This window comes from Proteus sp. MB838, from assembly GCF_054767435.1.
This window is the reverse complement of sequence record NZ_BAABMO010000017.1, coordinates 41,633-64,989: the sequence shown is the minus strand read 5'-3', so window position 1 is coordinate 64,989 and position 23,357 is coordinate 41,633. Positions and strand designations below refer to the sequence as shown.

At 35.4% G+C, this 23,357-nt stretch carries 24 protein-coding genes; 10 read left to right on the top strand and 14 right to left on the bottom strand.

Translation table 11 applies throughout. The annotated features are described in order from the left end of the window. Positions 1-15 precede the first annotated feature (15 nt). Complete coding sequence (gene rnd / locus ACYUCW_RS09525; RefSeq protein ID WP_004247992.1) at positions 16-1,134, top strand: ribonuclease D; 1,119 nt, start codon at positions 16-18, stop codon at positions 1,132-1,134. 273 nt (positions 1,135-1,407) lie between these two features. Here the strand turns inward: rnd and minE are convergent, their stop codons facing one another. From minE to minC, 3 genes are read right to left on the bottom strand one after another with little or no spacing between them, the layout of a single operon-like run. Then, positions 1,408-1,677 carry a cell division topological specificity factor MinE gene (gene minE / locus ACYUCW_RS09520; protein WP_004242781.1) on the bottom strand — a complete coding sequence of 90 codons (270 nt, stop codon included), beginning with the start codon at positions 1,675-1,677 and terminating at the stop codon, positions 1,408-1,410. A gap of 3 nt (positions 1,678-1,680) precedes the next feature. Next, positions 1,681-2,493 (bottom strand): septum site-determining protein MinD, encoded by an 813-nt coding sequence (minD, locus tag ACYUCW_RS09515; RefSeq protein ID WP_004242782.1) that lies wholly within the window; start codon positions 2,491-2,493, stop codon positions 1,681-1,683. Positions 2,494-2,515: 22 nt separating this feature from the next. Then, positions 2,516-3,217, bottom strand: coding sequence for a septum site-determining protein MinC (minC, locus tag ACYUCW_RS09510; protein WP_049210477.1), 702 nt, complete (start codon positions 3,215-3,217; stop codon positions 2,516-2,518). 133 nt (positions 3,218-3,350) lie between these two features. Between minC and ACYUCW_RS09505 the strand changes: the two genes are divergently transcribed. From ACYUCW_RS09505 to ACYUCW_RS09490, 4 genes are read left to right on the top strand one after another with little or no spacing between them, the layout of a single operon-like run. Continuing rightward, complete coding sequence (locus ACYUCW_RS09505) at positions 3,351-3,638, top strand: YcgL domain-containing protein (protein WP_004247993.1); 288 nt, start codon at positions 3,351-3,353, stop codon at positions 3,636-3,638. A 24-nt stretch (positions 3,639-3,662) separates the two neighbouring features. Further along, on the top strand, positions 3,663-4,790 hold the full coding sequence (locus ACYUCW_RS09500; RefSeq protein ID WP_460408465.1) for a lytic murein transglycosylase: 1,128 nt from the start codon (positions 3,663-3,665) through the stop codon (positions 4,788-4,790). Between the two features lie 53 nt (positions 4,791-4,843). Next, a complete protein-coding gene (locus tag ACYUCW_RS09495; protein WP_004242786.1) occupies positions 4,844-5,500 on the top strand; it encodes a fumarylacetoacetate hydrolase family protein in 657 nt (218 codons plus the stop codon). A gap of 33 nt (positions 5,501-5,533) precedes the next feature. Continuing rightward, on the top strand, positions 5,534-5,977 hold the full coding sequence (locus tag ACYUCW_RS09490) for a YcgN family cysteine cluster protein (protein ID WP_004242788.1): 444 nt from the start codon (positions 5,534-5,536) through the stop codon (positions 5,975-5,977). A gap of 44 nt (positions 5,978-6,021) precedes the next feature. Here the strand turns inward: ACYUCW_RS09490 and fetB are convergent, their stop codons facing one another. From fetB to ACYUCW_RS09470, 4 genes are all read right to left on the bottom strand, one after another. Then, on the bottom strand, positions 6,022-6,792 hold the full coding sequence (fetB, locus tag ACYUCW_RS09485) for an iron efflux ABC transporter permease subunit FetB (protein ID WP_004242789.1): 771 nt from the start codon (positions 6,790-6,792) through the stop codon (positions 6,022-6,024). A gap of 65 nt (positions 6,793-6,857) precedes the next feature. After that, positions 6,858-7,508, bottom strand: coding sequence for an iron efflux ABC transporter ATP-binding subunit FetA (gene fetA / locus ACYUCW_RS09480; RefSeq protein ID WP_004242790.1), 651 nt, complete (start codon positions 7,506-7,508; stop codon positions 6,858-6,860). Positions 7,509-7,799: 291 nt separating this feature from the next. Continuing rightward, positions 7,800-8,723: an alpha/beta hydrolase family protein gene (locus tag ACYUCW_RS09475; RefSeq protein ID WP_004247995.1), complete on the bottom strand. Its 924-nt coding sequence runs from the start codon at positions 8,721-8,723 to the stop codon at positions 7,800-7,802. 118 nt (positions 8,724-8,841) lie between these two features. After that, positions 8,842-9,756, bottom strand: a complete 915-nt coding sequence (locus ACYUCW_RS09470) for a helix-turn-helix domain-containing protein (RefSeq protein ID WP_004242792.1) — start codon at positions 9,754-9,756, stop codon at positions 8,842-8,844. Between the two features lie 94 nt (positions 9,757-9,850). On the opposite strand from ACYUCW_RS09470, the gene ACYUCW_RS09465 reads away from it, so the two are divergent. Both ACYUCW_RS09465 and ACYUCW_RS09460 read left to right on the top strand, forming a co-directional pair. Continuing rightward, positions 9,851-10,474 (top strand): TetR family transcriptional regulator, encoded by a 624-nt coding sequence (locus ACYUCW_RS09465; protein ID WP_004247996.1) that lies wholly within the window; start codon positions 9,851-9,853, stop codon positions 10,472-10,474. Between the two features lie 679 nt (positions 10,475-11,153). Continuing rightward, entirely contained in the window at positions 11,154-12,707 is a 1,554-nt protein-coding gene (locus tag ACYUCW_RS09460) for a methyl-accepting chemotaxis protein (RefSeq protein WP_004247997.1), read from the top strand. 127 nt (positions 12,708-12,834) lie between these two features. Here ACYUCW_RS09460 and ACYUCW_RS09455 read toward each other — a convergent pair whose 3' ends face one another. Beyond that, positions 12,835-13,833 carry a 2-hydroxyacid dehydrogenase gene (locus ACYUCW_RS09455; RefSeq protein WP_004247998.1) on the bottom strand — a complete coding sequence of 333 codons (999 nt, stop codon included), beginning with the start codon at positions 13,831-13,833 and terminating at the stop codon, positions 12,835-12,837. Positions 13,834-13,991: 158 nt separating this feature from the next. On the opposite strand from ACYUCW_RS09455, the gene ACYUCW_RS09450 reads away from it, so the two are divergent. From ACYUCW_RS09450 to ACYUCW_RS09440, 3 genes are read left to right on the top strand one after another with little or no spacing between them, the layout of a single operon-like run. Beyond that, positions 13,992-16,628 (top strand): YdbH family protein, encoded by a 2,637-nt coding sequence (locus ACYUCW_RS09450; RefSeq protein ID WP_460408461.1) that lies wholly within the window; start codon positions 13,992-13,994, stop codon positions 16,626-16,628. Continuing rightward, positions 16,625-16,831 (top strand): YnbE family lipoprotein, encoded by a 207-nt coding sequence (locus ACYUCW_RS09445; protein WP_004242803.1) that lies wholly within the window; start codon positions 16,625-16,627, stop codon positions 16,829-16,831. The genes ACYUCW_RS09450 and ACYUCW_RS09445 overlap by 4 nt, the downstream gene beginning before the upstream one ends. A gap of 14 nt (positions 16,832-16,845) precedes the next feature. Continuing rightward, complete coding sequence (locus tag ACYUCW_RS09440; protein ID WP_004248000.1) at positions 16,846-17,178, top strand: YdbL family probable chaperone protein; 333 nt, start codon at positions 16,846-16,848, stop codon at positions 17,176-17,178. 78 nt (positions 17,179-17,256) lie between these two features. Here the strand turns inward: ACYUCW_RS09440 and ACYUCW_RS09435 are convergent, their stop codons facing one another. From ACYUCW_RS09435 to ACYUCW_RS09410, 6 genes are all read right to left on the bottom strand, one after another. After that, a complete protein-coding gene (locus ACYUCW_RS09435) occupies positions 17,257-17,841 on the bottom strand; it encodes a fimbrial protein (protein ID WP_004242805.1) in 585 nt (194 codons plus the stop codon). Positions 17,842-17,882: 41 nt separating this feature from the next. Beyond that, positions 17,883-20,297: a fimbria/pilus outer membrane usher protein gene (locus ACYUCW_RS09430; RefSeq protein WP_004251318.1), complete on the bottom strand. Its 2,415-nt coding sequence runs from the start codon at positions 20,295-20,297 to the stop codon at positions 17,883-17,885. Beyond that, positions 20,290-20,991: a fimbrial biogenesis chaperone gene (locus ACYUCW_RS09425; RefSeq protein WP_004251315.1), complete on the bottom strand. Its 702-nt coding sequence runs from the start codon at positions 20,989-20,991 to the stop codon at positions 20,290-20,292. The genes ACYUCW_RS09430 and ACYUCW_RS09425 overlap by 8 nt, the downstream gene beginning before the upstream one ends. A gap of 127 nt (positions 20,992-21,118) precedes the next feature. Then, positions 21,119-21,664: a fimbrial protein gene (locus ACYUCW_RS09420; protein WP_223304280.1), complete on the bottom strand. Its 546-nt coding sequence runs from the start codon at positions 21,662-21,664 to the stop codon at positions 21,119-21,121. A 301-nt stretch (positions 21,665-21,965) separates the two neighbouring features. Next, positions 21,966-22,301, bottom strand: coding sequence for an NAD(P)H-dependent oxidoreductase (locus ACYUCW_RS09415; RefSeq protein ID WP_261984738.1), 336 nt, complete (start codon positions 22,299-22,301; stop codon positions 21,966-21,968). A gap of 245 nt (positions 22,302-22,546) precedes the next feature. Next, positions 22,547-23,092, bottom strand: coding sequence for a fimbrial protein (locus tag ACYUCW_RS09410; protein WP_223310121.1), 546 nt, complete (start codon positions 23,090-23,092; stop codon positions 22,547-22,549). Positions 23,093-23,357 lie beyond the last annotated feature (265 nt).

The following is a 23,357-nucleotide window of genomic DNA, read 5'->3' as shown; positions in this document are numbered from 1 at the left end:
CAAGAGAAACCTGTTTTGAATTATCAATTTATCACGACAAACACAGCACTAGAAGATGTCTGTAAAGCAGCGTCCGAGGTATCACAAATTGCATTAGATACAGAGTTTGTCCGTATACGCACCTATTACCCACATTTGGGGCTTATCCAAATGTACGATGGTAAACAGATCTCTCTTATTGATCCCCTGACCATTACTGAGTGGACTCCTTTTGTTGAATTATTAACTAATCCCGCAGTCCTTAAATATTTGCATGCTGGAAGTGAAGATCTTGAAGTGTTTTCTCATCAATTTGGTTGTGTTCCGACACCCATGATCGACACCCAAGTCGTGGCCGCTTTTCTGGGCTATCCCATTTCTTGTGGCTTTGCGACCTTAGTAGAAAAATATGAACATATTGCTCTCGATAAAAGTGAATCACGAACAGATTGGCTGGCGCGCCCATTAACCGAAAAACAGTGCCAATATGCGAGTGGTGATGTGTTTTATTTGTTACCTCTAGCGAAGAAATTAATTGCACAGGCACAAGAAGCCGGTTATATGGACGCGATTGTTGATGAGTGTGAAATGATAGCCGAGCGTCGCCAAGAGACCGTATCACCAGAGCTTGCCTATCGCGATATTGGTAATGCATGGCAATTACGAGGTCAACAATTAGCATGCTTAAAAATGTTGGCAGAATGGCGTTTAAATCAAGCTAGAGCTCGTGATATGGCATTAAACTTTGTTGTAAGGGAAGAGCATTTATGGTCAGTAGCACGCTATTTACCGACCTCTCTTGCTGAATTAGATGCGCTTTCTCTATCGGGGCAAGAAATTCGTTGTCATGGCCGCCGCTTGTTGGATTTTGTTGCTAAAGCCAAACAGATCAAAGATGAAGATTGTCCTGAGCCTATTGGCAATTTAATTGAACAACCTAACTATAAAAAAGCCTTTAAAGCAATAAAAACGGTGATCCAAGAGGTAAGTGAAGGACAGCGTTATAACCCCGAGTTATTAGCCTCAAGAAGACAAATAAACCAATTGCTTAATATTCACTGGAAAATTAAAACAGGGGAGCCTGAATTGCTTTCACGCTGGCGTAAAGCATTATTAGCAGAAAAAATTACTGCAATTTTGGCGCAATATCCTTAATATCACGTTATATTAATTCAGGCTAAAGAGTAATTATTTAGCCTGAAATTTTCTCAAACCCAATATGAGTTTCTATCATCCTTCTATCATCCAATAAATAGCAACTCCAACTTATTATTAATGAATGTTTAAAATAGCAACAATATATAGCGCTATTTGCACATTTGTATTCAGCCAGTTTATATATAATTAAAAACACAGAGCCAAGCAAATATGTGATAGTTTATAGCTGGCTCTGTGGATCATTAGCTTATATCAGCGAATTAAATATGATCACTTAGGTGATTCTTCATTTTCAGGTAATGTCACATTTAATTCTAGTACGGAGATATCATCGCCTTTCTGCTCAAACTGAACAGATAGCATATCGGGATCTATCTGCACATACTTACAGATAACACCTAATAAATCTCTTTTCATATCAGGTAAATAAGCTGGCTCAGTATCGCCACGTCGACGCTCTGCTACGATAATTTGTAGGCGCTCCTTGGCAATATTTGCTGTCGACTTTTTACGCGACAGAAAAAAATCTAATAAAGCCATCTTTTACCCCCCAAAAAGGCGTTTTAGGAAGCCTTTTTTCTCTTCTTCAATAAAACGGAATGGATGTTCTTCACCTAATAAACGATTTACTGTATCTAAATAAGCTTTACCTGCATCAGATTCACTATCAAGAATAACAGGCTCACCTTGGTTTGATGAACGTAAAACGGATTGATCTTCTGGAATAACACCCAGCAGTGGAATACATAAAATTTCTAGCACATCTTCCATACTTAACATATCACCACGGCTTACTCGGCCTGGATTATAGCGTGTTAATAGAAGATGTTCTTTAATAGGATCTTCACCTCGTTCAGCGCGACGTGATTTAGAGGCTAAAATACCTAAAATACGGTCTGAGTCACGTACAGAGGAGACTTCTGGGTTGGTGGTGATAATGGCTTCATCTGCAAAATAGAGTGCCATAAGTGCGCCACTTTCAATCCCTGCAGGTGAATCACAAATAATAAAATCAAAACCCATTTCATCCAGTTCATCTAACACTTGCTCTACACCATCACGGGTTAAAGCGTCTTTATCTCTTGTTTGTGAAGCCGGGAGGATATAAAGGTTTTCTGTACGTTTATCTTTAATCAGGGCTTGATTTAAAGTAGCATCACCTTGAATAACATTAACAAAGTCATAAACGACTCTACGCTCACAACCCATAATTAGGTCAAGATTACGTAATCCGATATCAAAGTCGATAACAACCGTTTTATGCCCTTTTTGAGCGAGGCCGGTAGAAATGGCCGCGCTGGAAGTTGTTTTACCAACCCCACCTTTACCTGACGTAACAACAATAATGCGTGCCATGGAGTGATTCCTTGTCGATGCTCTAAATTAAGTTCTCGATTGTTAATTCATTCTCTTGCAAACTAAGTTGGACTGATTTGCCAACAAAATCTGTAGGAATTTGGTCGCTTAGCCAATATTGACCAGCAATGGAAACTAGTTCTGCAGATAAATGTGTACAAAAAATATGGCTCTCTTGGTCGCCTGATGCACCGGCAAGAACCCGTCCACGCAATACACCATAAATATGCACATTACCGTCTGCGATTAATTCAGCGCCAGCACTGACATTGCTTAACACGACTAAATCGCTATTTGGTGCGTAAATACGTTGCCCGGAACGCACTGGTGTATGAATGATTTTGGTTTTTTGTCGTACATTTATCGGTACTTCATTCGTTTTATCGTTATTTGCCTGAGCTGTTGGCTTAGTTATTTTACCTTCATTTAGAATAGGTAACTGTGCGGCAATTATCGCTTCTTTTTGTTGAGCGTCATGACTACCACTAATTCCCACAACACGTAAGCCAGCATCTTCTACTATTCGCCTCAGTTTTTTAAAATCAATCGTTTGATCTGCGATAGCAGAGACATTGATAACAACAGGCGCATTTTTCAGAAATTGAGGCGCTTGGGCAATTTTATCTGAAATAGCCTGACGAATAACCTTCGGTGATCCATCATTTAAATGAAGTACCGAGAGGGTAAAATTACTGCCTTTTAACTCAATGGGCGTGTTTGACATCTATCTGACTCAGTAAATTTTCTATAATCTGGCACAAAAAACCAGAGACGATATTACGAAATTATATAAGCATGTTATATTTACTAAAATATTCAGGCAAGTCGCTTATTTTAATAATTAGAGTTTAATGAAAATGATTTGTGCAATTTACCGTAGTACCAAGCGTGATCAAACTTATTTATACATCGAAAAAAAAGATGATTTCTCTCGAATTCCTGAGGAATTATTACAAAGTTTTGGTGAACCACAGTTTGCAATGTTGCTAGATCTCGCGCAAAGACAGCGTTTAGCGAATGCAGACATAGAAAAAGTCAAACAAGCGTTGACTGACCAAGGTTTTTATCTACAAGTGCCACCTCCCGTCGAAAGTATGTTAAATGCTTATTTAGATGAATTAAAAAATTCAGAAAAAACTGAATAAATCATCGAGATAAAAGGAGCATAAATGTTCAAATATTCGTTCATCGCGGTGATTGTTTCTACTGTTTTGCTATCTGCTTGTGCAGATAGCCATCAGAAGAGTGCAGAAAAAAAACCTGTAACAAGTGAAATTGCCAATATTGCGACATCGGCACCGGCTCGCTGGAAACAGATTGATGTTGCCTCACTTGAACAGGCGTTTCCAAAACAGTCACGGACACCTGCACAATTTCCTGCTTATGTAGATGCTTTAAAACAAAAAGCGGCTGAATTGGGTTATAAACCTGAAACTATCAATTTTGCCTTTTCGGAAATTCACTTTATTGACAGAGTGGTGAAATCAGACCGTAATCAGCCAGAAAAGAAAATTACTTTAGATGTGTATTTACCTCGAGTGGTGACGAAAGGACGTATCGCAGAAGGGGCGAAACTTTATCAAGCTAACCAACAAACCCTAGCGCAGATCAGCAATCAATATGGTGTGCCTGCAAATTATATTGTTGCCTTATGGGGATTAGAAAGTGGTTTTGGTCGAGTACAAGGGAAAGAAGATGTTATCTCAGCACTGGCCACATTAGCCTTTGAAGGTCGCCGTGAGGCTTTGTTTAGTCGCCAATTAATGGCCGCACTTGAGATAATCGAAAATGGACATTTACCTGTAGGCCAGCGTTTAAAAGGCTCTTGGGCAGGCGCAATGGGGCAGACACAGTTTATGCCATCTTCATTTTTGACTTACGCTGCTGATGGCAATGGTGATGGCAACATTGATATATGGAATAGCCGTGAAGATGCGTTTGCTTCAGCCGCTAATTATTTAGCAATAGAGGGATGGCAACGCGATCTCCCTTGGGGGGAACAAGTCAGTTTACCTGCTAATTTTAATCAACAGTTGGAAGGTATAAAAACAGAGCAACAAAAAACGGTCGCACAATGGAAGGCGCTAGGGGTGCAATTACCCGCTAATAGCCAATTAAGTGATGATATGAAGGTATGGCTGATAATTCCTGATGATGATTTGCATAGAAGTTATTTAGTCACCCAAAATTTCCGTACTATCATGCATTGGAATAGCTCTTACTTTTTTGCTTTGAGCATTGCGACGATGGCTGATGGCGTTGCCAATAAAATAAATACACTGCCAACTCAACACTAAATCACGTTAGCAGTGACATAAAACACAGCGATTTACCTAATAAGGAAAATATTATGTATCAACATAGAGATTGGGAAGGTTCGTTGCTTGATTTTCCTGTCAATAAAGTGATTTGTGTGGGCAGTAATTATGCAAACCACATAAAAGAGATGGGCTCGGTGCGCTCTGAAGAGCCGGTTATCTTTATTAAACCAGAAACGGCGATGTGTGATATTCGCCAACCTATTGCGATCCCCAAAGAGATGGGGGCGGTGCATCATGAAATAGAGTTAGCGGTATTAATTGGTCAGCCACTGAAACAAGCCAATGAAGATAGGGTTGATCGTGCTATTGCTGGTTTTGGTGTTGGTTTAGATCTCACTTTACGTGATTTACAAAGTCAATTAAAAAAAGCGGGACAACCTTGGGAGAAAAGTAAAGCGTTTGATGGTTCAGCGCCTTTATCGGGATTTATTCCGGTGAACTCTTTTGGTGATCCCCAAAATGTTGACTTAATGTTGAAAGTTAATGGTGAAATTCGTCAGCAAGGGAACAGTCGTGATATGCTAACGCCTGTTTTACCCCTTATCAGTTATATGTCGCGCTTTTTTACCCTTCGCCCAGGTGATGTCATTTTAACGGGAACACCAGAAGGTGTCGGTCCCTTAGCATCGGGTGATATGTTGGTATTAAGTGTCAATGAACATCAGCTGACCACACGGGTTATTTAATAATATGATGAGCAATAAGGTAATAACGTAGAGATGACACAGGCTTTTTGGCAGACAAAAACTTTGGATGAAATGAGTGATGATGAGTGGGAATCGTTATGTGACGGGTGTGGGCAATGCTGTTTACACAAGTTAATGGATGATGATACTGATGAGATCTATTTTACTAACGTCGCTTGTAATCAGTTAAATATTAAAACCTGCCAATGCAGTAACTATGAAGATCGTTTTCGTTATGAACCTGATTGTATCAAACTCACGCGATATAATTTGCCGACGTTTGAATGGTTACCGATGACTTGTGCTTATCGCTTATTAGCAGAAGGGAAGCCTTTAGCGGATTGGCATCCCCTTATTGCAGGTAATAAAGCAAAAATGCATCAAGGTAATATTTCAGTAAGATATATTGCTGTTCCTGAAGTGGAAGTTGAGGACTGGGAAGATCATATTCTTAATCGCCCCAAAGGACGCGGTTAATATTGCGCTCTCCCTTTGTGTTACACAGAGGGAGAGTCATTATCTTATTGATTAAACGTCATTAACTGATGGCGTTGATTAAAGAATTTCTTATAGGTTAAATAGCAAGCAATAATTGTTGAAATACTGGCGGTTGCCATCAACATAAAGGTGACCATAATTTGGTATTTAACCGCTTGTAGTGGATCAACACCGGCAAAAATTAATCCAGACATCATTCCAGGTAAGCTTACAATCCCCACGGTCTTGGCTGCGTCAACGGTCGGAATTAACGACGATTTAATACTATCTCGAATAATAGCCATTGAAGCAATTTTAGGGGTTGCCCCTAAACTTAACATTTCTTGGATCTGTTGTTGATGATTTTCAAAACGTTGCCCAAGCTGATTATAACAAAGTCCGGTCGCAATCATTGCATTCCCCGCGATCATACCGGTAATAGGAATAATTTGGATAGGGGTAAAGGCAATAGCATGAGTAAAAAGTAAAATACTTAAGGTGAGCAATGCCCCTGTGGTAATAGCGACAAACGAGATAATAAAAATATCTTTAACGTATTTACTGCGTTTTTTAGCATTATAGGCAGCGTTATAACAGATAAATAAGACCATTAGAAATGTAAGGATAATATGGTCGACGTCGAAAATATAAGTTAATACGTAGCCAACAATAAAGAGTTGAATTATCGCTCGGGCGGTACTCCAAATAATATCTTTCTCTAATGAAAGTTTCTCTTTTCGGCTAATAAATATAGCCACTAAGACCAGTAACAGAGAAAAAATAAGAGATTCATTACTGATTGTATGTTCGTTCATAATAATTTATTTGCTCACTGCTCAATAAAGTTAAAACTAAGGGGGTAATGGAAGTAAACCTAACCTTAATTGTTCATATGACTCGGTAAGTGGATCACATCATCGGCATGTTTGATTTCATTTTGATCGTGAGTTACCCATAATGCAGCGATTTTTTGCTCTTTGACGTAATGATGGATAAGCTCATTGACTTTTATTTTATTGTCTTCATCAAGAGCACTAGTAATTTCATCAAGCAATAACACTTTAGGTAAAAACTGTAGGTTACGGATAAGTGAGATACGTTGTTTTTCACCACCAGAAAGTTCATTAATACCTTTATTTAAAATCTCATTGGGCAAATTAAAGTAATCTAAATCTTTCGCTAATTTCTTCTCATCAACGGCGATTTTGCGTAGTAAATAAGGAAATTTAAGATTGTCATAAACCGTTTCACCAAATAACATCGGGGTTTGAGTACAATACGAAACTTGTTGTCGGTATTGTTCAGGAGAAAGGGTTAAGTAGTCTTTTCCGTCAAAGAAAAGTGTGCCACTTGTCGGTGATAATAAAGAGGCAATGATTTTTAATAACGTACTTTTTCCACAGCCAGAAGGGCCTGTAATCAATTTAAATTCAGAAGGTTGTAGTGAGAAAGTCACATTATCTAGAATAATTTTGCTATCGAGTTGAAAGCCAATTTTTTCCAGACATAGTAGTGCGCGATTATTGTTCATTCTGATCCTATACATCTAGAAGAGAGAAGTTATCACTATTATACAAGGTTAATTGTATAATGATCCTGTTCCATATCAGTGATCTGATAACAAGATTTAACTTAAGTATAAGAGCATAAAGGTGTGATGATAAATTGCTTTTCTCTATCACTACTATCAGTCAATCAATATTAAATAGCCAATAGGGGAAACAGAAAGATAACGCAGCATAAAAGATTAAGCATGATAAAATAGGCCTAATCATCAGCTCGTAAAATTATCTTAATATAATAAGTCAAGATAGGATGAATGTTATTTATTATATTGCGCATACCATTGCTGTATATCTTGAACGACTTTTCCGGTTAATCGCTCACCTTGTTGATTATAAAAACCATGATTTAATTTATCATATTTAATAAATGTCACATTAGGTTGCGTTATCTCTTGAGATAATTGATGGAATGCAGCCACATCTACATTGATATCATCTAATGTTTGAACAATTAATACCGGAGTTTGCGTGTTGCGCTTAATCACCTCAAGTAGATCAATAGCAAGATATTGTTGCCACCATAATTTGCTATGTTCACTAACAAATTGCTCATCACCAATTTGATTCGTTATTATTGCATTAGCGAGTTGTTGAAAGCTATTTATTGCTTCTTCCACATGCTCTTTAGGTGTTGTATTGCGTATATTGTACAGTACATCATCAAGGAAAAAACGACCACCGCCATTTAATGCGATTGCAGCGCTAATATCATGACGTTCAGCAACAACTAAATGAACCATTGTTGCGCCTTCACTTCCTCCAAGTAATACAATATTGGTGTAATTAGGGGATAATTTATCTAGCACTGCTAAATAATCAGCAAGTCTTTGGTTAGGATTATCATGTAGTTTATAGTTTTTAGGGCAATCTTCTCTTTCACCATTATCGTCGGAATAAGTCAATTGTGCTGTAATACCATACTTTTCAACCATTAAAACATCACTACTCGGTAGCCATCTACCAAAGGTTTCTTGAATAAAAGTATTATTTTTTATGCTATTACAGTCAGAACCTTGCATTAAAACTAACAGTGTTTTGTTATGTTCAGCTTGTTTATCTAGATAATAAATCAGTTCGCTATTATCTTGGCGAATCAGTTTATGTGTGCTTATTTCTGCGTAGCTTGATGTTATTGATGATACTAAGAAAGTGGTGCATAGCAACAAAGAACAAATACGCATAGAACAACCTTATTAACCAAGGGAGGGTGAGAGAGAAGAATGGCTAAATAACCCATTAAGACGGTTAATTAGCCATATCAATAAACTGAAAGTCAAGTCGTTAAGTACTTATTACTGATTAATGAATTGGAACGTAATAATCAATTTCCAGTGTTTTTGGTAGTTCCATAATGTCGCTATCTGTTTCTATACAAATGTAGTTTTCAATATCTGGCCCTAAACGACGACATAACCCCAAAGCCGGTAAAGTATAAAAGTAGATCTTGATGGCAAATTGTTTATATTCTTCTAACGTGCCTTTAAATTGGAAACGAACATAACGCCCGCCTGCAATCGCTTTTTTTCTAAAACCACGGGGTCTGGTAAAGTGATCTAAATTGTTTAGGCCAATTTCATAATCAATCTGGATCTTATCTTTACGTAATGTATTTGGCTGATAAGAAATTAACACACTACTTTCCGTAAAGTTTTTATCTGTGTACAACAAAAAATCATTCCAAAACTGATGACGAATATCTTCATGTAGTTTGCCAATATCCTCGATAGAGCAAAAGTATTGGTATTGAATAACATAAAGAAAACTTTCAGGTAGCTCGATAATATTTGGAATAGGGAGGTCGGTAACTTCAAAATTGATGGGAGGCTGAAAATTGTCGCTACACAACACATCAACTTTACGGTATTCCGAAGGAGTAACGCCAAAAACAGCTTTAAAGCGGCGTGTAAAAGATTGCTGCGAATCAAATTGATAGCGTAGTGCGATAGTTAATACCGGAAGTTTAGTTAAGCGCAATTCAGTGGCGGCTTTGGTCAGTCGTCTACCACGAATATAAGAGGCTAATGTTAAGCCCGTTGCTTGCTTAAATACCCGTTGCAAATGCCATTTTGTATAACCTGATTTTATCGCAACATCATCAAGTAATAACGGCTTTTCTAGATTTACCTCGATCCAGAGCAGAAGTTCTTTAATCACTTCTATATTAAACGAAGATAAAGAATTGGAAGGGATAAGTCCATTGAACTGAGATGACATGATGATTTCCTGAAAAGATATTTTGTTCAGTTTACACAAAACTGATACCCATATATTATTACATACTTATGGTATGTTTTATGGGTTTTTTATCATGAAATTAAAATCACGGCAACAAGAGAATTCAGAACAAACACGCTTAGCTTTACTTGAAGCCGGGCAATATCTCTTTGTAAATCAATGCTATTATGATGTTTCCATTGATGAAATATCACGTTATGCAAGGGTCACTAAAGGGGCGTTTTATCATCATTTCAGTAATAAAAAAGCCCTTTTGAGAGAGTGTTATTTACTGCAAGTTAAGCATGCTGTTCAAAAATTAGATGAAGTGCCTACTTATGATGATAAATGGCAAGAGCTAACGGCTCTCTTCTCTCTTTGTGTTGACCATATTTATCAGTGTAAAAACGAGTTAATTCCCTTACAAGAAGTTATCTCGGTATTAGGTTGGAAAGAGTGGGAAGAGATTGACGCCAACATTCTTATTCCTCGTATCCAACACTGTGTTGATATTCTCTTTGCTGAAAAACAGATCTGTGCTTATTCACCAGCTATTGTGGTGAATTTAATTTATGGTTTTATTACTCATATTGCTATCAATCTAAAAAATGAAGCGTCATTGCCGAAAGAGGCATGTAGTGACTTTAAAGCTATTTTTGCTGATTTTTTAATCGGGGTAAAACAAGCATCACCACAGCGTCATCAACATAGGGTATAAAGAGGTATTAAAATACCTCTAAGCATTGTGCAAAAGATTAACAATCAACAAATAATTCTGTTCAATTATCACTGTATTATTGAATAGCAAAACATAGCGATTCAATAAAGAGATAAGTTTAATTGAACTAACTAAAAAATAATTAAAAATAGAATAAGTAATCTTTCTTAATATCGTTAATCTATTTGAGTTAAATAACCTAATGTCCACAGTATTAAGCAATAGCATTATTTTTTAAGAAAGTAACAACAATTCTTTCTGTTTAAATAAAAAAGTATGATTAGTTTAATTTATAAAATAAATACTGATATTGTATGATGAATTGGTCATGCTTTAAAATTTATCCTGTTCATTCTAAAAGATAATTAATCATTTAATTTTTTATCAATCAAATCATAATGCTAATGGAATATTATGTAACGAATTGCTTAGTGGACAGTGAAATGAAATGTTTATTTCAAAAATAAAAAATAGATTTCACTATGCTCTAAAGTTTTTGATAAAAATGACCGACATTATCAATGTGAGCAGTCTCTTACCTGTCTCTATAATTTAAAAAATAATCTTTAATTTATTTTGTTAACACTAGGGAATGCACTCTTTTTTACTAAAGAGTGCATTCTGATATCTTACAAATATACAGAAAAATCAAAGCTGTATATTTTGCTGGAATATGATTATGTTTAAAAACATCAGTATAGAAAAAACCGTTAAAGTTATGCTGGCTATTTTATTTGTACTTATTATGAGCATTATTTACTTTAGTTATGATGCTTCAACACGCTCTTATCATAACTTTGTTTCATCAAATAACTTAAGTCAGCAAATGTTGCTGATGGGAAAAGCGCGTTATCAAATGGCGGTGATCAGAGCGAATATTAATGGCTTGGATGGGCAGTTAAGAGTGAATGAAAAACCTTCTGCTAAATACCTTCATCAAACTCAAGAATATATAAAAATCACCCGTGAAGAGATCCACCGTTGGGCGGATGCTGAAAAGTTAACCATGGAAGGGCGTCAGGTTGCTGATGATATGACGAAACGCTTTGATGAGCTTTTAGATATATTTACCGATGCCTTAGCTAAATTACGTAAAGGACAATTGACTACGCACTCTGCTAGTCAAAAAATGGATGAACTCAACGAGATCACCATGACATATTATGCCGTCGCCAATGGTATTGAGAATAATTATATTGATATTGCGAAAACCTCACAACAGCGCATTATGCTAATGGCGTTAGTCACAGCGATTATTGTCATTATGCTCTTTATCATTATCTTACGTTGGTTCTCTCATAGCTTTATCGGCAATATTAAAGTGCTTATTAATATTTTTAGTAAAATGAGCCAAGGCGATTTAAGTATGCGAGTAGAAAATCACGGTAACAATGAATTTGGTAAGCTATTTAATGAAATGAATAAAATGAAAGTTTCATTAAGTCAAATGATTGCTTCGGTAAAAAATGCAGTAAACACCATTAGCGTCAGTGCAAGTGAAATAGCAACAGGTAATACTGACCTCTCCTCACGTACTGAAGAGCAGGCTAGTGCGCTACAACAAACCGTTGCAAGCATGGAGCAAATCAAAACCACGGTTGAAAAAAATGCTGATAACTCACGCCAAGCTAGCCAGTTGGCATTAAGAGCGACAACATCAGCACAAAACGGCGAAAAGGTGATGGATAATGTTATCGAAACCATGTCATCGATTTCTGAAAGTGCAAAGAAGATCTCAGATATTAATGACATCATTAACAGTATTGCCAATCAAACCAATATTCTCTCATTGAATGCCGCGGTTGAAGCGGCTAGAGCGGGTGAACAAGGTCGCGGATTTACCGTTGTTGCAGCCGAAGTGCGTAACTTAGCCAGTCGTAGTGCAGAGGCAGCCAAAGAGATAAATGAACTTATTACCCATTCGGTAAATAAAGTACAGGTTGGATCACAACAAGTGAGCGAAGCAGGACGCTCCATGTCGGAAATTGTGACCACCATTAGCCAAGTTAATGATTTTATGCAACAGATTGCCTTAGCCTCTAATGAACAAAGTATGGGGATTAATCAAATTGCTATGGCCGTAAGTGAGATGGATACCGTGACTCAACAAAATGCAGCACTTGTGGAAGAGTCTGCCACTATTACTGCCAATATGGATGATGAAGCTCATCAGCTTGCCAACTTAGTCTCTCAATTTAAAGTGGATGAGAAAGAAAATACTAGGCAGGCATAAAAGGGTTGGTTTGCGCTTGATAAAAATGTACCTAAGAAGATAAATATGTTGTTAATTCATTAGCTAAGACGAATAAGATAAAACCCCTTTAGCCACTCAAAGGTGACTAACAGGGGTTTTTAGAGACTTAGGCTTTCACTTCGTTAGGTGATGTTATACCTGCAGCAACCTCTTTAATATTGTGCAATGTCGTTTCACTAATACTAATTAACGCTTCTTCAGTTAAGAATGCTTGGTGCCCGGTAAACAATACGTTATGGCAAGAGGAAAGGCGACGGAACACGTCATCTTGAATAACATCATTTGATTTATCTTCAAAAAATAAATCGCGCTCATTTTCGTAGACATCCATGCCTAATGCGCCAATTTTACCTTGTTTTAAGGCATTAATAGCAGCTGCTGAATCAATTAAGGCCCCACGGCTAGTATTGATGATCATTACGCCATCTTTCATTTGCGAAAAAGCACTTTCATTTAATAAATGATGATTTTCTGCGGTTAATGGGCAATGCAACGAAATAACATGTGAATTTGCGTAAAGAGTCGCTAAGTCAACATATTCCGCACCCAAATCTAATACAGCTTGGTTTGGATAAGGATCATAGGCCAATAGCTTCATACCAAAGCCTTTTAGTATGCGTAAAGTCGCTAGACCAATTTTCCCCGTACCGATAATCCCTGCAGTGCGATTATGCATATTAAAGCCAGTTAAGCCTTCTAAGGAAAAGTTTGCATCACGGGTACGTTGGTAGGCTCTGTGAATACGACGATTTAACGAGAGCATCATCCCAACAGTATGCTCAGCAATCGCTTCTGGGGAATAAGCCGGCACACGCACTACGGTGATCCCTAATTCGGCCGCTGCCTTAAGGTCAACATTATTAAACCCCGCACAACGCAGTGCAAGGATATGGATGTTGAGACTGGCAAGCTCTTGTAATACCGCACGATTAGCATCATCATTAACAAAGATACAGACTGCATCTGCGCCGACGGCATTTTTTGCTGTTTGTTCAGTCAAATTAAAGTCAAAATATTCGATATCATAATGATATCCATTATGCTGATTGACCCATTCCATATGTTTGCGGTCATAATGTTTAGTACTATAGGAAACAATTTTCATCCTGTACTCGCTTATTATCGATTAAAATTTATTTTGAGAGTGAGAAAACAAGAATTATCTAACCCCAATAGAGAAGCATTTAATACTATTATTATAAACAATTTAATGGGTAAAGTGGATGTTCGGAATGTGGTTAATGTGATCAAAAGGAAAATGAGGTGTTGTTAAAGAAAACAATCAAATGGACAGGGATGATACTACTGGGTGTCGGCGCAGTTAGCACGACCTTGTGGCTCACCATTCCACGTTGGTTACCTGTTGTGGCTAAAACCTATTTACCTGAAGGTGTTTCACTCTCTTTAACACAACCTAGGTTACAACAATGGGGTGTTTTTATTGATGATATCGCATTAAAAAGTGATAGCTGTACCTTGGCTAATGTGCAGCAATTTACGTTTAACTATCAAAAACAGCAAATTGATAGCCTATCATTTAATAGTCAACAACTTACTATTAACGAAGGGTGTTTTTCACAATTATCTTTTGCAGATAAAAAAGAGACCGCAACAGTTCCTCTCGATATTCATGCGTTATTAGCTACTATTCCTCGCTTATCGGTTGATATTAATCATGTTTCTTTAATGGATAATCAGCGCTATAACGGCCATTTTCAGCTTAAAAGTGATACAAATGGGCGATTAATCAGCTATCAGGGAGATAATACGCAGATACAAGCGCTGATCCGTGATAATCAATGGTTAGATATTAAACAATTAAAGATTAATTTACCTGACGATAATCAGATAGAGCTGGCGGCTGAAATCGCGTTACCCCTTAATGTTGATTCATTACCAGAAAATGGTTCTATCAGCACAACATTGTTAACATCCCATTATGCTTACCCATTAGTCTTTATTGCTCAATGGCAAGGGAATAGCGGTACCATTTCTATTGCTGAACAAGGTGGAGGGCAAGCGTTAGCTGTGTTGCCTTGGAATGTAACTGCAGAAAATATCACGATAGAAAAAGGGCGTTGGGAATGGTTTGGGCTTGATCAACCCTTACGTGGTGGTGTGAATATCAACATTGCCCAGTGGCAGCAAGGATTAACGGGATTACGCTTAACTGCGCGCTTAAATGTTATGACGCAAGGGCATGCAGGAAAAGGGAATTTAGTGATGACGATACCTGAAACGGCGATTAACTGGTTAGATGCTGATATACCTATTCAATTGACAGGCATTGTAAATAAAGATCTCATGCAAGCCAGTGCACAACTTCCCGTTAAAGTGACTGGTATGTTGACAGATCCTACTATCGAATTTCAGCCCGGTTCACTATTACGCTTTAAAGGGCAACTAACAGAAACGCTGACGGTAAAAGATGCTCGTTTACCACTGGCTGGCTCAACATTATCTTCCAAAGGATTTAATGGTCACCTAAATGCGATTGTGTTAGCTGAAGATACTATTTGGGGAGATTATCGGGTCCATTTTGCTGGACGTTCGACCGATTTCTTACCTGATCAGGGCAATTGGCAATGGCGTTATTGGGGAGAGGGCAATTTATTGCCATTAAAAGCGCGTTGGGATATCGCTGGAACTGGCTCTTGGGTAGATAACATGGTGAGTTTTGAGACATTAAATACCGGATTTGATGTTTTAACTTATCAGCATACCAGTATGTTAGCACCCAGATTGACGCTCTTAACGCCATTTCGTTGGTTAAGAGACGATAAAAACCCATTATTTGAAGGAAAATTGAAGTTAACCAGTCAACGAATCGATTTTCCTGCGGGGGGATTCTTAGATAGAGCTGACTTTATTGCCAGTGTAAAAGGTCAATCTCCTTTTCGTTTTAATATGAAAGGCGAGCTCAATGCCAAGCCAAATATTGGACCGATAACGATTAATACACGTTGGGATGGTGAAAGGCTAAGAGGGCAGATGCGTTGGCCTGCACAACCAATCAATGCCTTTCAATCTTTATTGCCAGAAAAATTAGGCATCACATTAGATAATGGCGAATTTTATACACAAGCTGACTTTTCTATTGCCCCTCAACAAGGTTTAGTTGCTGGTGGACATTTAGTAGTTAAGCAAGGCAGCATGTGGCTAAAAGATGGCGTATTAGAAGGACTCGATTTTATTTTACCTTGGCGTTTAAACGGTGATGAATGGCAACTAGGTGTAAAGCAGCCAGTGCAATTACGGATTAAGCGCGTCAATAATTTATTTGAAATGACAGACATTACCGCCGATCTGCAAGGATTTTACCCTATTACAGAAGCAAAACCTTTAGTCTTATCTAATGTCAAGGTTGCTATGCTTGATGGCACTATTTCTATGGTAAAATTAGCATTACCACAGCATGAAGCGGCGATTATCTCATTAGATAATCTAGAGTTAAGTCGGCTTTTCACTTTATTGAAGGTGACCCAATTTGCCGCATCAGGTAAAGTAAGTGGCGAATTACCTTTCTTTATCAATAACAATCAGTGGATAGTGAAAGATGGGTGGCTGGCTAATTCATCGTACTTAACCCTCAGGCTTGATAAAGATTTTGTTGACTCTATTGATGATAGCAATATGACAGCCGGTGTCGCTATGGCATGGTTACGATATTTAGAGATTAGCCGCTCTTGGACGCGGGTTAATTTAAGCAACCTAGGTGAATTAGTGCTTGAAGCGGAAATCCAAGGGAAAAATCCATTGGAAGACAAACGGCGACAAGTAAATCTTAATTATCGCCATCAAGAAAATATTTTTCAGTTATGGCGCAGCTTGCGATTTGGTTCGCAATTGGAAGAGTGGTTAGAAAAGAGCCTATCCGATTTAGGGAGTGAGTCAGAATGATGTTATTATTTTTAAAAAGACTATTTTTATTTGTTATTTTCACTATCGGCATATCAGCACTCACTGGATGTATTCGATTAGAGGTTGCTACCCCGGAAAAACCGATAAACATTAATATGAACGTTAAGATTGAACATGAAATTAATGTCAAAATAGATCGCCAAGTTGAAGACTTGCTGAAAAACAATAGTGCTATATTCTAACGCTGGGGTGAATAATGAATTATAAAAAATATCTCTTTAGTTTTGCATTAATCACAGCATTGATTAGTTCAAATGCCGTTGCTTTAACACTTGATGAGGCGCGCGCGCAAGGCTTAGTAGGGGAAACTTTTAGTGGTTATGTTGAGTTAGTACAACCAAACCATAAGCAAGCTCAAATATTGGTGAATGAAATCAATCAAGCCAGAAAAGCCAAATATGCTGAAATTGCTAAAACCAATCAAGTGACTCCTGAATCTGTTGCCCGTTTAGCGGGTGAAAAATTAGTGGCAAGAGCCAATTCAGGTGAGTTTGTTAAAGGAATTAATGGGCAGTGGGTTAAGAAATAATATCCACTACCCAAGTAGCGATAAAAGAGAGACTAAATTATTCTCATAGCGTTGATATAGTGATAATACTTATTATCACTACAGTACTCTGTTTTCTACACCCGCAAATTCATTATCATTTTCAACAATCTGATCTTTTGCTTCCACAATGAACGTAATACGAGAAGATATATACCCTGGCTTTGCGCGAAGATTATCTTTTTTGACATAATTTATAAAGAAATTAAAATAAGCAGTACCACTTTCATCAATAGTTTTAGTGAATGTATTTTTCTGATTTAAATCAATAGGATTATTTTCATCATCAATTAATTGGAATGTCACATTATCACTTGCTTCAGAGCCTGTTACATCGTTGATAAGGTAACCATTATTAAAATCAATATTTGTATTATCAATACGTAAAGTTATTTTAGTATTCTTTTCTGAACAAAGACTAAAAACTATAGCAATTCTTTTAGAATATCTGTCATTAGCTAAGGTTCCTGCATAATTGCTAGGGAAAGAATCAGGACGTATACTTCTAACTTTAGTGCTATTAGGTATGTCAAAGCTACAACTTATTGGCGCTGGTAAACTACCTCTTCTATTATCAGATAAAGCAATAAAAGGGAAGTATAGTAATAATAGAGGAATTAAAAATGTTATATTTATTGATTTCATAGAAACACCTTACATAAATATTCAAGAATAAAAATTATTCATTATTGGCAATAAATTTGTTTCTTAATAATTGAATTATTTTTACTTTCATTTTTTACGTTATAATGGAAGAAACATTGTTGCTCCTCTGTATCTCCCCATTTTACTTGTACCGTTCCGCTTTCTTTTATTCCGGAGAGGAATATTCTATTGTGGTCATAGACAGAATCACTAGAAATGAGATTATTATTATCATCAAATGCCATTACATTGGCAGCAAAAGGAATTGGTGTATTTGAGGTAAATAAAACATTATAGCCGATATTTATAGGGAAATTGATTTTTGCTACCGCACCTAAAGTGGGTACGATGATTTTACTTTGAGTTTTAGTATTACTAAATTCAGGTAACGAATTTATGTTTAGTCCAATAGTATTTTTACGATATGGCATGATGTGCGGTAATATTAAATTACCGTTATTGTCTGTAGTGGTTTGTGAAGAACGATTAGTTTTAATTCCGGCAATGCCATTAGTATTTACAATAGCAAAAGTATTACCTAAATCAGGTGCCAAAGTTATTCCACTTTGATGTAACACTATCGCACCATCAATCCCCAATCTTAAATTGGTTTTATTATTAGATGATTTATTTGCATTAATAGAATAAGATTGATATCTCCCCTTATACTGAGTATTTACTGAAGTATGATAGCCAGCATTTGGGTGGCTAAAATCCCGTCGGTAATTAATAGAATAGCCTAAGCGATAGTGTTCTAATAAACTTCCACCTATAGTCGTACTATTTATATAACCTTTATTGTTTGGATGATAATCAAATTGATTGCTTACCCAATGATAGGATTGAGAGCTATTTGTTAGTGGAATATTAAAATTTAAAGAAAAATGATTGTCATTATAATATCTTTCATTTTTATATTGATATTTTATACTATAATTCATTTTTTTTATAGAAGATGATAGAGAAGTATTGATTGTAAAGTCATTTTTTCTTTTGGCATAAGAATTTTGATGATAACCAATAGAAAATGTCCCGAAAGATTTAATCGGTTGAAAGAGAGAAATTGTATAGCTATTTTTTATGTTGTCTGTTTGACTTTTTCTAATGCTAACACTATCAGATTTTATTGATTGATAATGGCTAGAAGATATATTTAAAGAAGTACCAATATTGCTCCATCGTTTATTATAGCGCAATTGGTATTTTAATAGATTATTGTGTTCAAAATAACTAATATCACTGGCTACTCCCCCCCAGCGTCCTAAATCTAATGATAATCCTGAAAAGAAAGTATTGCTATTCAGCTTCTTTCTAATTGCACCATAAGCGGTTATTTTTTGATTAATACCATAGGAGAACTCACCCAGTAAAAAAATAGGGTTATTATTTTGATTATTAAACTGGTTATATCTATCATAAGAATATCCAGAAATAAAATTATATTGATAACGACCTTTTTTTAATTGGTTTGGCATTGTAGTAAAGTAATGCGTACTTTTTCTTATACGTCCATCTGCTTCTTTTATTTCTAATACCAATTCATTGCTACCTATAACAGGTAGATCGTTTAAAATAAAAGGCCCAGGAGGAACAATAGTTTCATAAATGGTTCTTCCTTGTTGTTTCACTTTAATTTCAGCATGAGATTCTGCAATCTCTTCTATAATAGGACTATTCATATAGAGATCATTACCAGAGAGCAAATCACTAGATATAAGTTGAAATCCAATTAATTTATCTGTTGATAACATTCTACTGGTTGGTCGAAATTCCCCCACATTAAGCGTTGCCAACAGCGTATTTAATTGATGATAAGCATATAATGAGTATAGCTTAAATTGCTGTTGCTTATCCGTATGATGATAATAACTTTTACTACGTACTCGCCAAGCACCTAAGTTAGCACCTGAATTAAAACTGATTTTGTGTTCTATCTTATTTTGATTGTTATATTTGCCAAAATAAGAATATGAGCTAAACAAAGCAGTGACACCATCATCCCATAAAACTTGGCTAGCAAGCATATTTTTTTTATTATCTAAGGCTTTTTGTGGAATAGTTAAATATAATGATTGCGAGGAAAAATTATATTTAAAATCAATATTGTAATCGCTTAATAACAAATCCGAATTTAAATCAACAGGAATATTATAAAAAGATGGATCAATATTTAAACGAATTAAATCATTAATATTAATCCTTGGTGTTAATATACCGTCTTTATTTTCATAATATAAAATAATGGTTTCTTTTTTATTTTCGTTGATATAAATATTTGTTGAGTAATAACCATCAGGATGTTCATTATTTAATAACTTGCCGATGGTTTTATTATCAATGTTTGACAATACACTTTTATATAGAGAATGAATATTATTGTTAGCAATAGAAAAGAAAGGGTATGCATTTAATATCAATAGCAAAGATGTTTTTAGTCTAAAACTTATCTTACTCATAAATAAGTTCCTTTGGGGTTGCAATGATAGTCTGCTCATACTCATCGACTCTCTTCCAATGTACTTTTCTATCTTTGATATTTTTAGTTATATTTTTATTTTTTATACTGTAATTTTTAAATGGCGATAGGGTTATTCGTTCATTTAATATATCAATGTTATCTACCTTTGCTTCTGCTATGGTAATAAAATAAGGAGTGGGGTTGTTTATTTTAATAAAATCTTCATCATTAATAAAAAAATTAATATCTTTATTATCACTTTTGTTAATAATATTGCTAGGTGTATAGAAAAGATTATATATTGAGTTTAAAGAGATAAGAAGCAAGTTTTTATCAGCCATCTCATCATCTATAACTGGAACTACTTTTATATTTACTCTATATACAGATTCTTGGTTGATTTCTTTTATATCATCCGTTTTGATAATTTTTAATGTAAAATTATCATTTGGTGCTAATCTTATTAAGCTAGGAGAAATGATAAATGGTGCCTCACTATTATCTTCTTTGTTATAGTGTGATACCCAACTTTGAATAATATAGGTTTTTTGTTCGCTTTTATTTCTTATGTCAAATAGAATTTCCTTATCTTGTTCTTTATAAAAAAATCTATCCTTATTAATTTGAATAGAAGCATAACATGAGAATGTAAAGACAAATGATATTATATAAACAATATATTTTTTAATCATATGTTTTTTTAATTAACCATTAGTTAAGTTATTTATTGTATTAACCTATAAATAAAAAGCCGGTATTTCCCCGACTTTTTATTGGGTTGAAAATTAAAGCAGAATTATATTTAGTTTTGACCGTTTTTTATTGGATATCATCAGTGACGTAAGCATCAAGAGATAAGGTAGCCTTGAAAGCACCTGCGGTAACAGCATCATCAATCGATGCTGGTCTATCATATTTTAATAAAAATTCTAAGCTACCACGTTCACCGGCAACCTCCGAAGAAAATGTACGTTCTGAATTCTCACCATTAAGTGGAACAAGTTCACCTGTAGAACGCAATAATGCTACTCGAGCATTGGTATCATTTTCTGTCGAACCAGTATTCATTAAATGAGTAGTGTTTTTTTGTCCAAAAACTACTTTGACTTTTCTATCTCTTGCTTGATTAGTACAGCCAGAAAAATCCACACTAAATCGTTTTTCAGGAGTAAGTAGTAAAGAATCAACGTAAGCATCATCCAATTGAATTGGAGCAATATCTTGAACGACACAAGTTAGTTTCTCGTCAATTACTCTGCCTTGGATATCTATATTATAACCACCAAGGTGAATCTGTTGTGCAATAGCTTGTGTTGATAAAGAAAGTGTAGATAGAATTAATAGTGAAAATAATGATTTTTTCATTTTAAAGTCCATTTAAGTATTAATTGTAGTTACAAATTTGCTCATAATTAAGAGCGAGATAATAATATTTTTTTACGTGAAATTTGACAAGTTATATATAATTATGATTAGTATTATTTTGTTAAATGATTAGCGAAATATGTTTTTTTGGTTGGTTTGTTAGATTTAAATTTTAAATTATAGGCAAAAGGTGAAAGGTTTATCTATTGAAGGTTTTTTTTAAAAAAAACAGAGGTTTTTTTTGTGTAATTATATTTATAAATAAATAGCACCTTAGTTAAAGGTGCCAATAGATATATTTTTATTTTATCATTATTTCTTTATTAATTATTAAATCTATTTCTTTTTGTGCTTGAGCATGTGACTGCTGGGCATATTCTTCGCCTAGCGCAGTACCCTCGGTGAGAATAAACTGTATATTATTAATACCAATAAATGATAAAAATTGTGTTAGATATGGAATAATTAAATCAGAGGGTTGTCCTTTATGGATACCGCCACGACTCGTTAATACAATAACTTGCTTATCTTCAAGTAATCCGACTGACCCTGTTTCAGTATATTTAAAAGTTTCGCCTGCACGCGCAATAAAATCGATAGAATGTTTTAACTGAGAGAAGATGGAGAAATTATATATAGCCGTATCTTTGCCAAAAGCAAATAATATGGCTTGATCTAAAATGGGAATGGGATCTTTTGCCAGATCACGTAGGGTAATGAGGTCATTTTGATGGTATTTTTGCCAATTTATAATCTTATATTTTTTAATAAACCATTAGATAAGTTATTTATTGTATTAATCCATAAATAAAAAGCCGGTATTTCCCCGACTTTTTATTGGGTTGAAAATTAAAGCAGAATTATATTTAGTTTTGGCTGTTTTTATTGGATATTATCAGTGATGTAAGCATCAAGAGATAAGGTAGCCTTGAAAGCACCTGCGGTAACAGCATCATCAATCGATTCAGGTCTATCATATTTTAATGAAAATACTAATCTACCACTATCACCGGCAACATCCGAATAAAATGTACGTTGTTCTCGCTCACCATTAAGTGGAACAAGTTCACCTGTAGAACCCAATAATGCTACTCGAGCATTGGTATCATTTGCTGTCGAACTAGCATTCATTAAATGAGTAGTGTTTTGTCGTGCAACAACTATTTTGACTTTTCTTGCTCTTTCTTGATTAGTACAGCCAGAAAAATCCACACTAAATCGTTTTTCAGGAGTAAGTAGTAAAGAATCAATGTAAGCATCATCCAATTGAATTGGAGCAACATCTTGAACGACACAAGTTAGTTTCTCGTCAATTACTCTGCCTTGGATAGCTATATTTTCATTAACAAGGTGAATCTGTTGTGCAATAGCTTGTGTTGATAAAGCAAGTGTAGATAGAATTAATAGTGAAAATAATGATTTTTTCATTTTAAAGTCCATTTAAGTATTAATTGTAGTTACAAATTTGCTCATAATTAAGAGCGAGATAATAATATTTTTTTACGTGAAATTTGACAAGTTATATATAATTATGATTAGTATTATTTTGTTAAATGATTAGCGAAATATGTTTTTTTGGTTGGTTTGTTAGATTTAAATTTTAAATTATAGGCAAAAGGTGAAAGGTTTATCTATTGAAGGTTTTTTTTAAAAAAAACAGAGGTTTTTTTTGTGTAATTATATTTATAAATAA

Excerpts from the sequence above, each read along its gene's own strand:
- minE (WP_004242781.1), bottom strand. The coding sequence starts at position 1,677 with ATGGCTTTATTAGATTTTTTTCTGTCGCGTAAAAAGTCGACAGCAAAT.
- minD (WP_004242782.1), bottom strand. The coding sequence starts at position 2,493 with ATGGCACGCATTATTGTTGTTACGTCAGGTAAAGGTGGGGTTGGTAAA.
- minC (WP_049210477.1), bottom strand. The coding sequence starts at position 3,217 with ATGTCAAACACGCCCATTGAGTTAAAAGGCAGTAATTTTACCCTCTCG.
- ACYUCW_RS09505 (WP_004247993.1), top strand. The coding sequence starts at position 3,351 with ATGATTTGTGCAATTTACCGTAGTACCAAGCGTGATCAAACTTATTTA.
- ACYUCW_RS09500 (WP_460408465.1), top strand. The coding sequence starts at position 3,663 with ATGTTCAAATATTCGTTCATCGCGGTGATTGTTTCTACTGTTTTGCTA.
- ACYUCW_RS09495 (WP_004242786.1), top strand. The coding sequence starts at position 4,844 with ATGTATCAACATAGAGATTGGGAAGGTTCGTTGCTTGATTTTCCTGTC.
- ACYUCW_RS09490 (WP_004242788.1), top strand. The coding sequence starts at position 5,534 with ATGACACAGGCTTTTTGGCAGACAAAAACTTTGGATGAAATGAGTGAT.
- fetB (WP_004242789.1), bottom strand. The coding sequence starts at position 6,792 with ATGAACGAACATACAATCAGTAATGAATCTCTTATTTTTTCTCTGTTA.
- fetA (WP_004242790.1), bottom strand. The coding sequence starts at position 7,508 with ATGAACAATAATCGCGCACTACTATGTCTGGAAAAAATTGGCTTTCAA.
- ACYUCW_RS09475 (WP_004247995.1), bottom strand. The coding sequence starts at position 8,723 with ATGCGTATTTGTTCTTTGTTGCTATGCACCACTTTCTTAGTATCATCA.
- ACYUCW_RS09470 (WP_004242792.1), bottom strand. The coding sequence starts at position 9,756 with ATGTCATCTCAGTTCAATGGACTTATCCCTTCCAATTCTTTATCTTCG.
- ACYUCW_RS09465 (WP_004247996.1), top strand. The coding sequence starts at position 9,851 with ATGAAATTAAAATCACGGCAACAAGAGAATTCAGAACAAACACGCTTA.
- ACYUCW_RS09460 (WP_004247997.1), top strand. The coding sequence starts at position 11,154 with ATGTTTAAAAACATCAGTATAGAAAAAACCGTTAAAGTTATGCTGGCT.
- ACYUCW_RS09455 (WP_004247998.1), bottom strand. The coding sequence starts at position 13,833 with ATGAAAATTGTTTCCTATAGTACTAAACATTATGACCGCAAACATATG.
- ACYUCW_RS09445 (WP_004242803.1), top strand. The coding sequence starts at position 16,625 with ATGATGTTATTATTTTTAAAAAGACTATTTTTATTTGTTATTTTCACT.
- ACYUCW_RS09440 (WP_004248000.1), top strand. The coding sequence starts at position 16,846 with ATGAATTATAAAAAATATCTCTTTAGTTTTGCATTAATCACAGCATTG.
- ACYUCW_RS09435 (WP_004242805.1), bottom strand. The coding sequence starts at position 17,841 with ATGAAATCAATAAATATAACATTTTTAATTCCTCTATTATTACTATAC.
- ACYUCW_RS09430 (WP_004251318.1), bottom strand. The coding sequence starts at position 20,297 with ATGAGTAAGATAAGTTTTAGACTAAAAACATCTTTGCTATTGATATTA.
- ACYUCW_RS09425 (WP_004251315.1), bottom strand. The coding sequence starts at position 20,991 with ATGATTAAAAAATATATTGTTTATATAATATCATTTGTCTTTACATTC.
- ACYUCW_RS09420 (WP_223304280.1), bottom strand. The coding sequence starts at position 21,664 with ATGAAAAAATCATTATTTTCACTATTAATTCTATCTACACTTTCTTTA.
- ACYUCW_RS09410 (WP_223310121.1), bottom strand. The coding sequence starts at position 23,092 with ATGAAAAAATCATTATTTTCACTATTAATTCTATCTACACTTGCTTTA.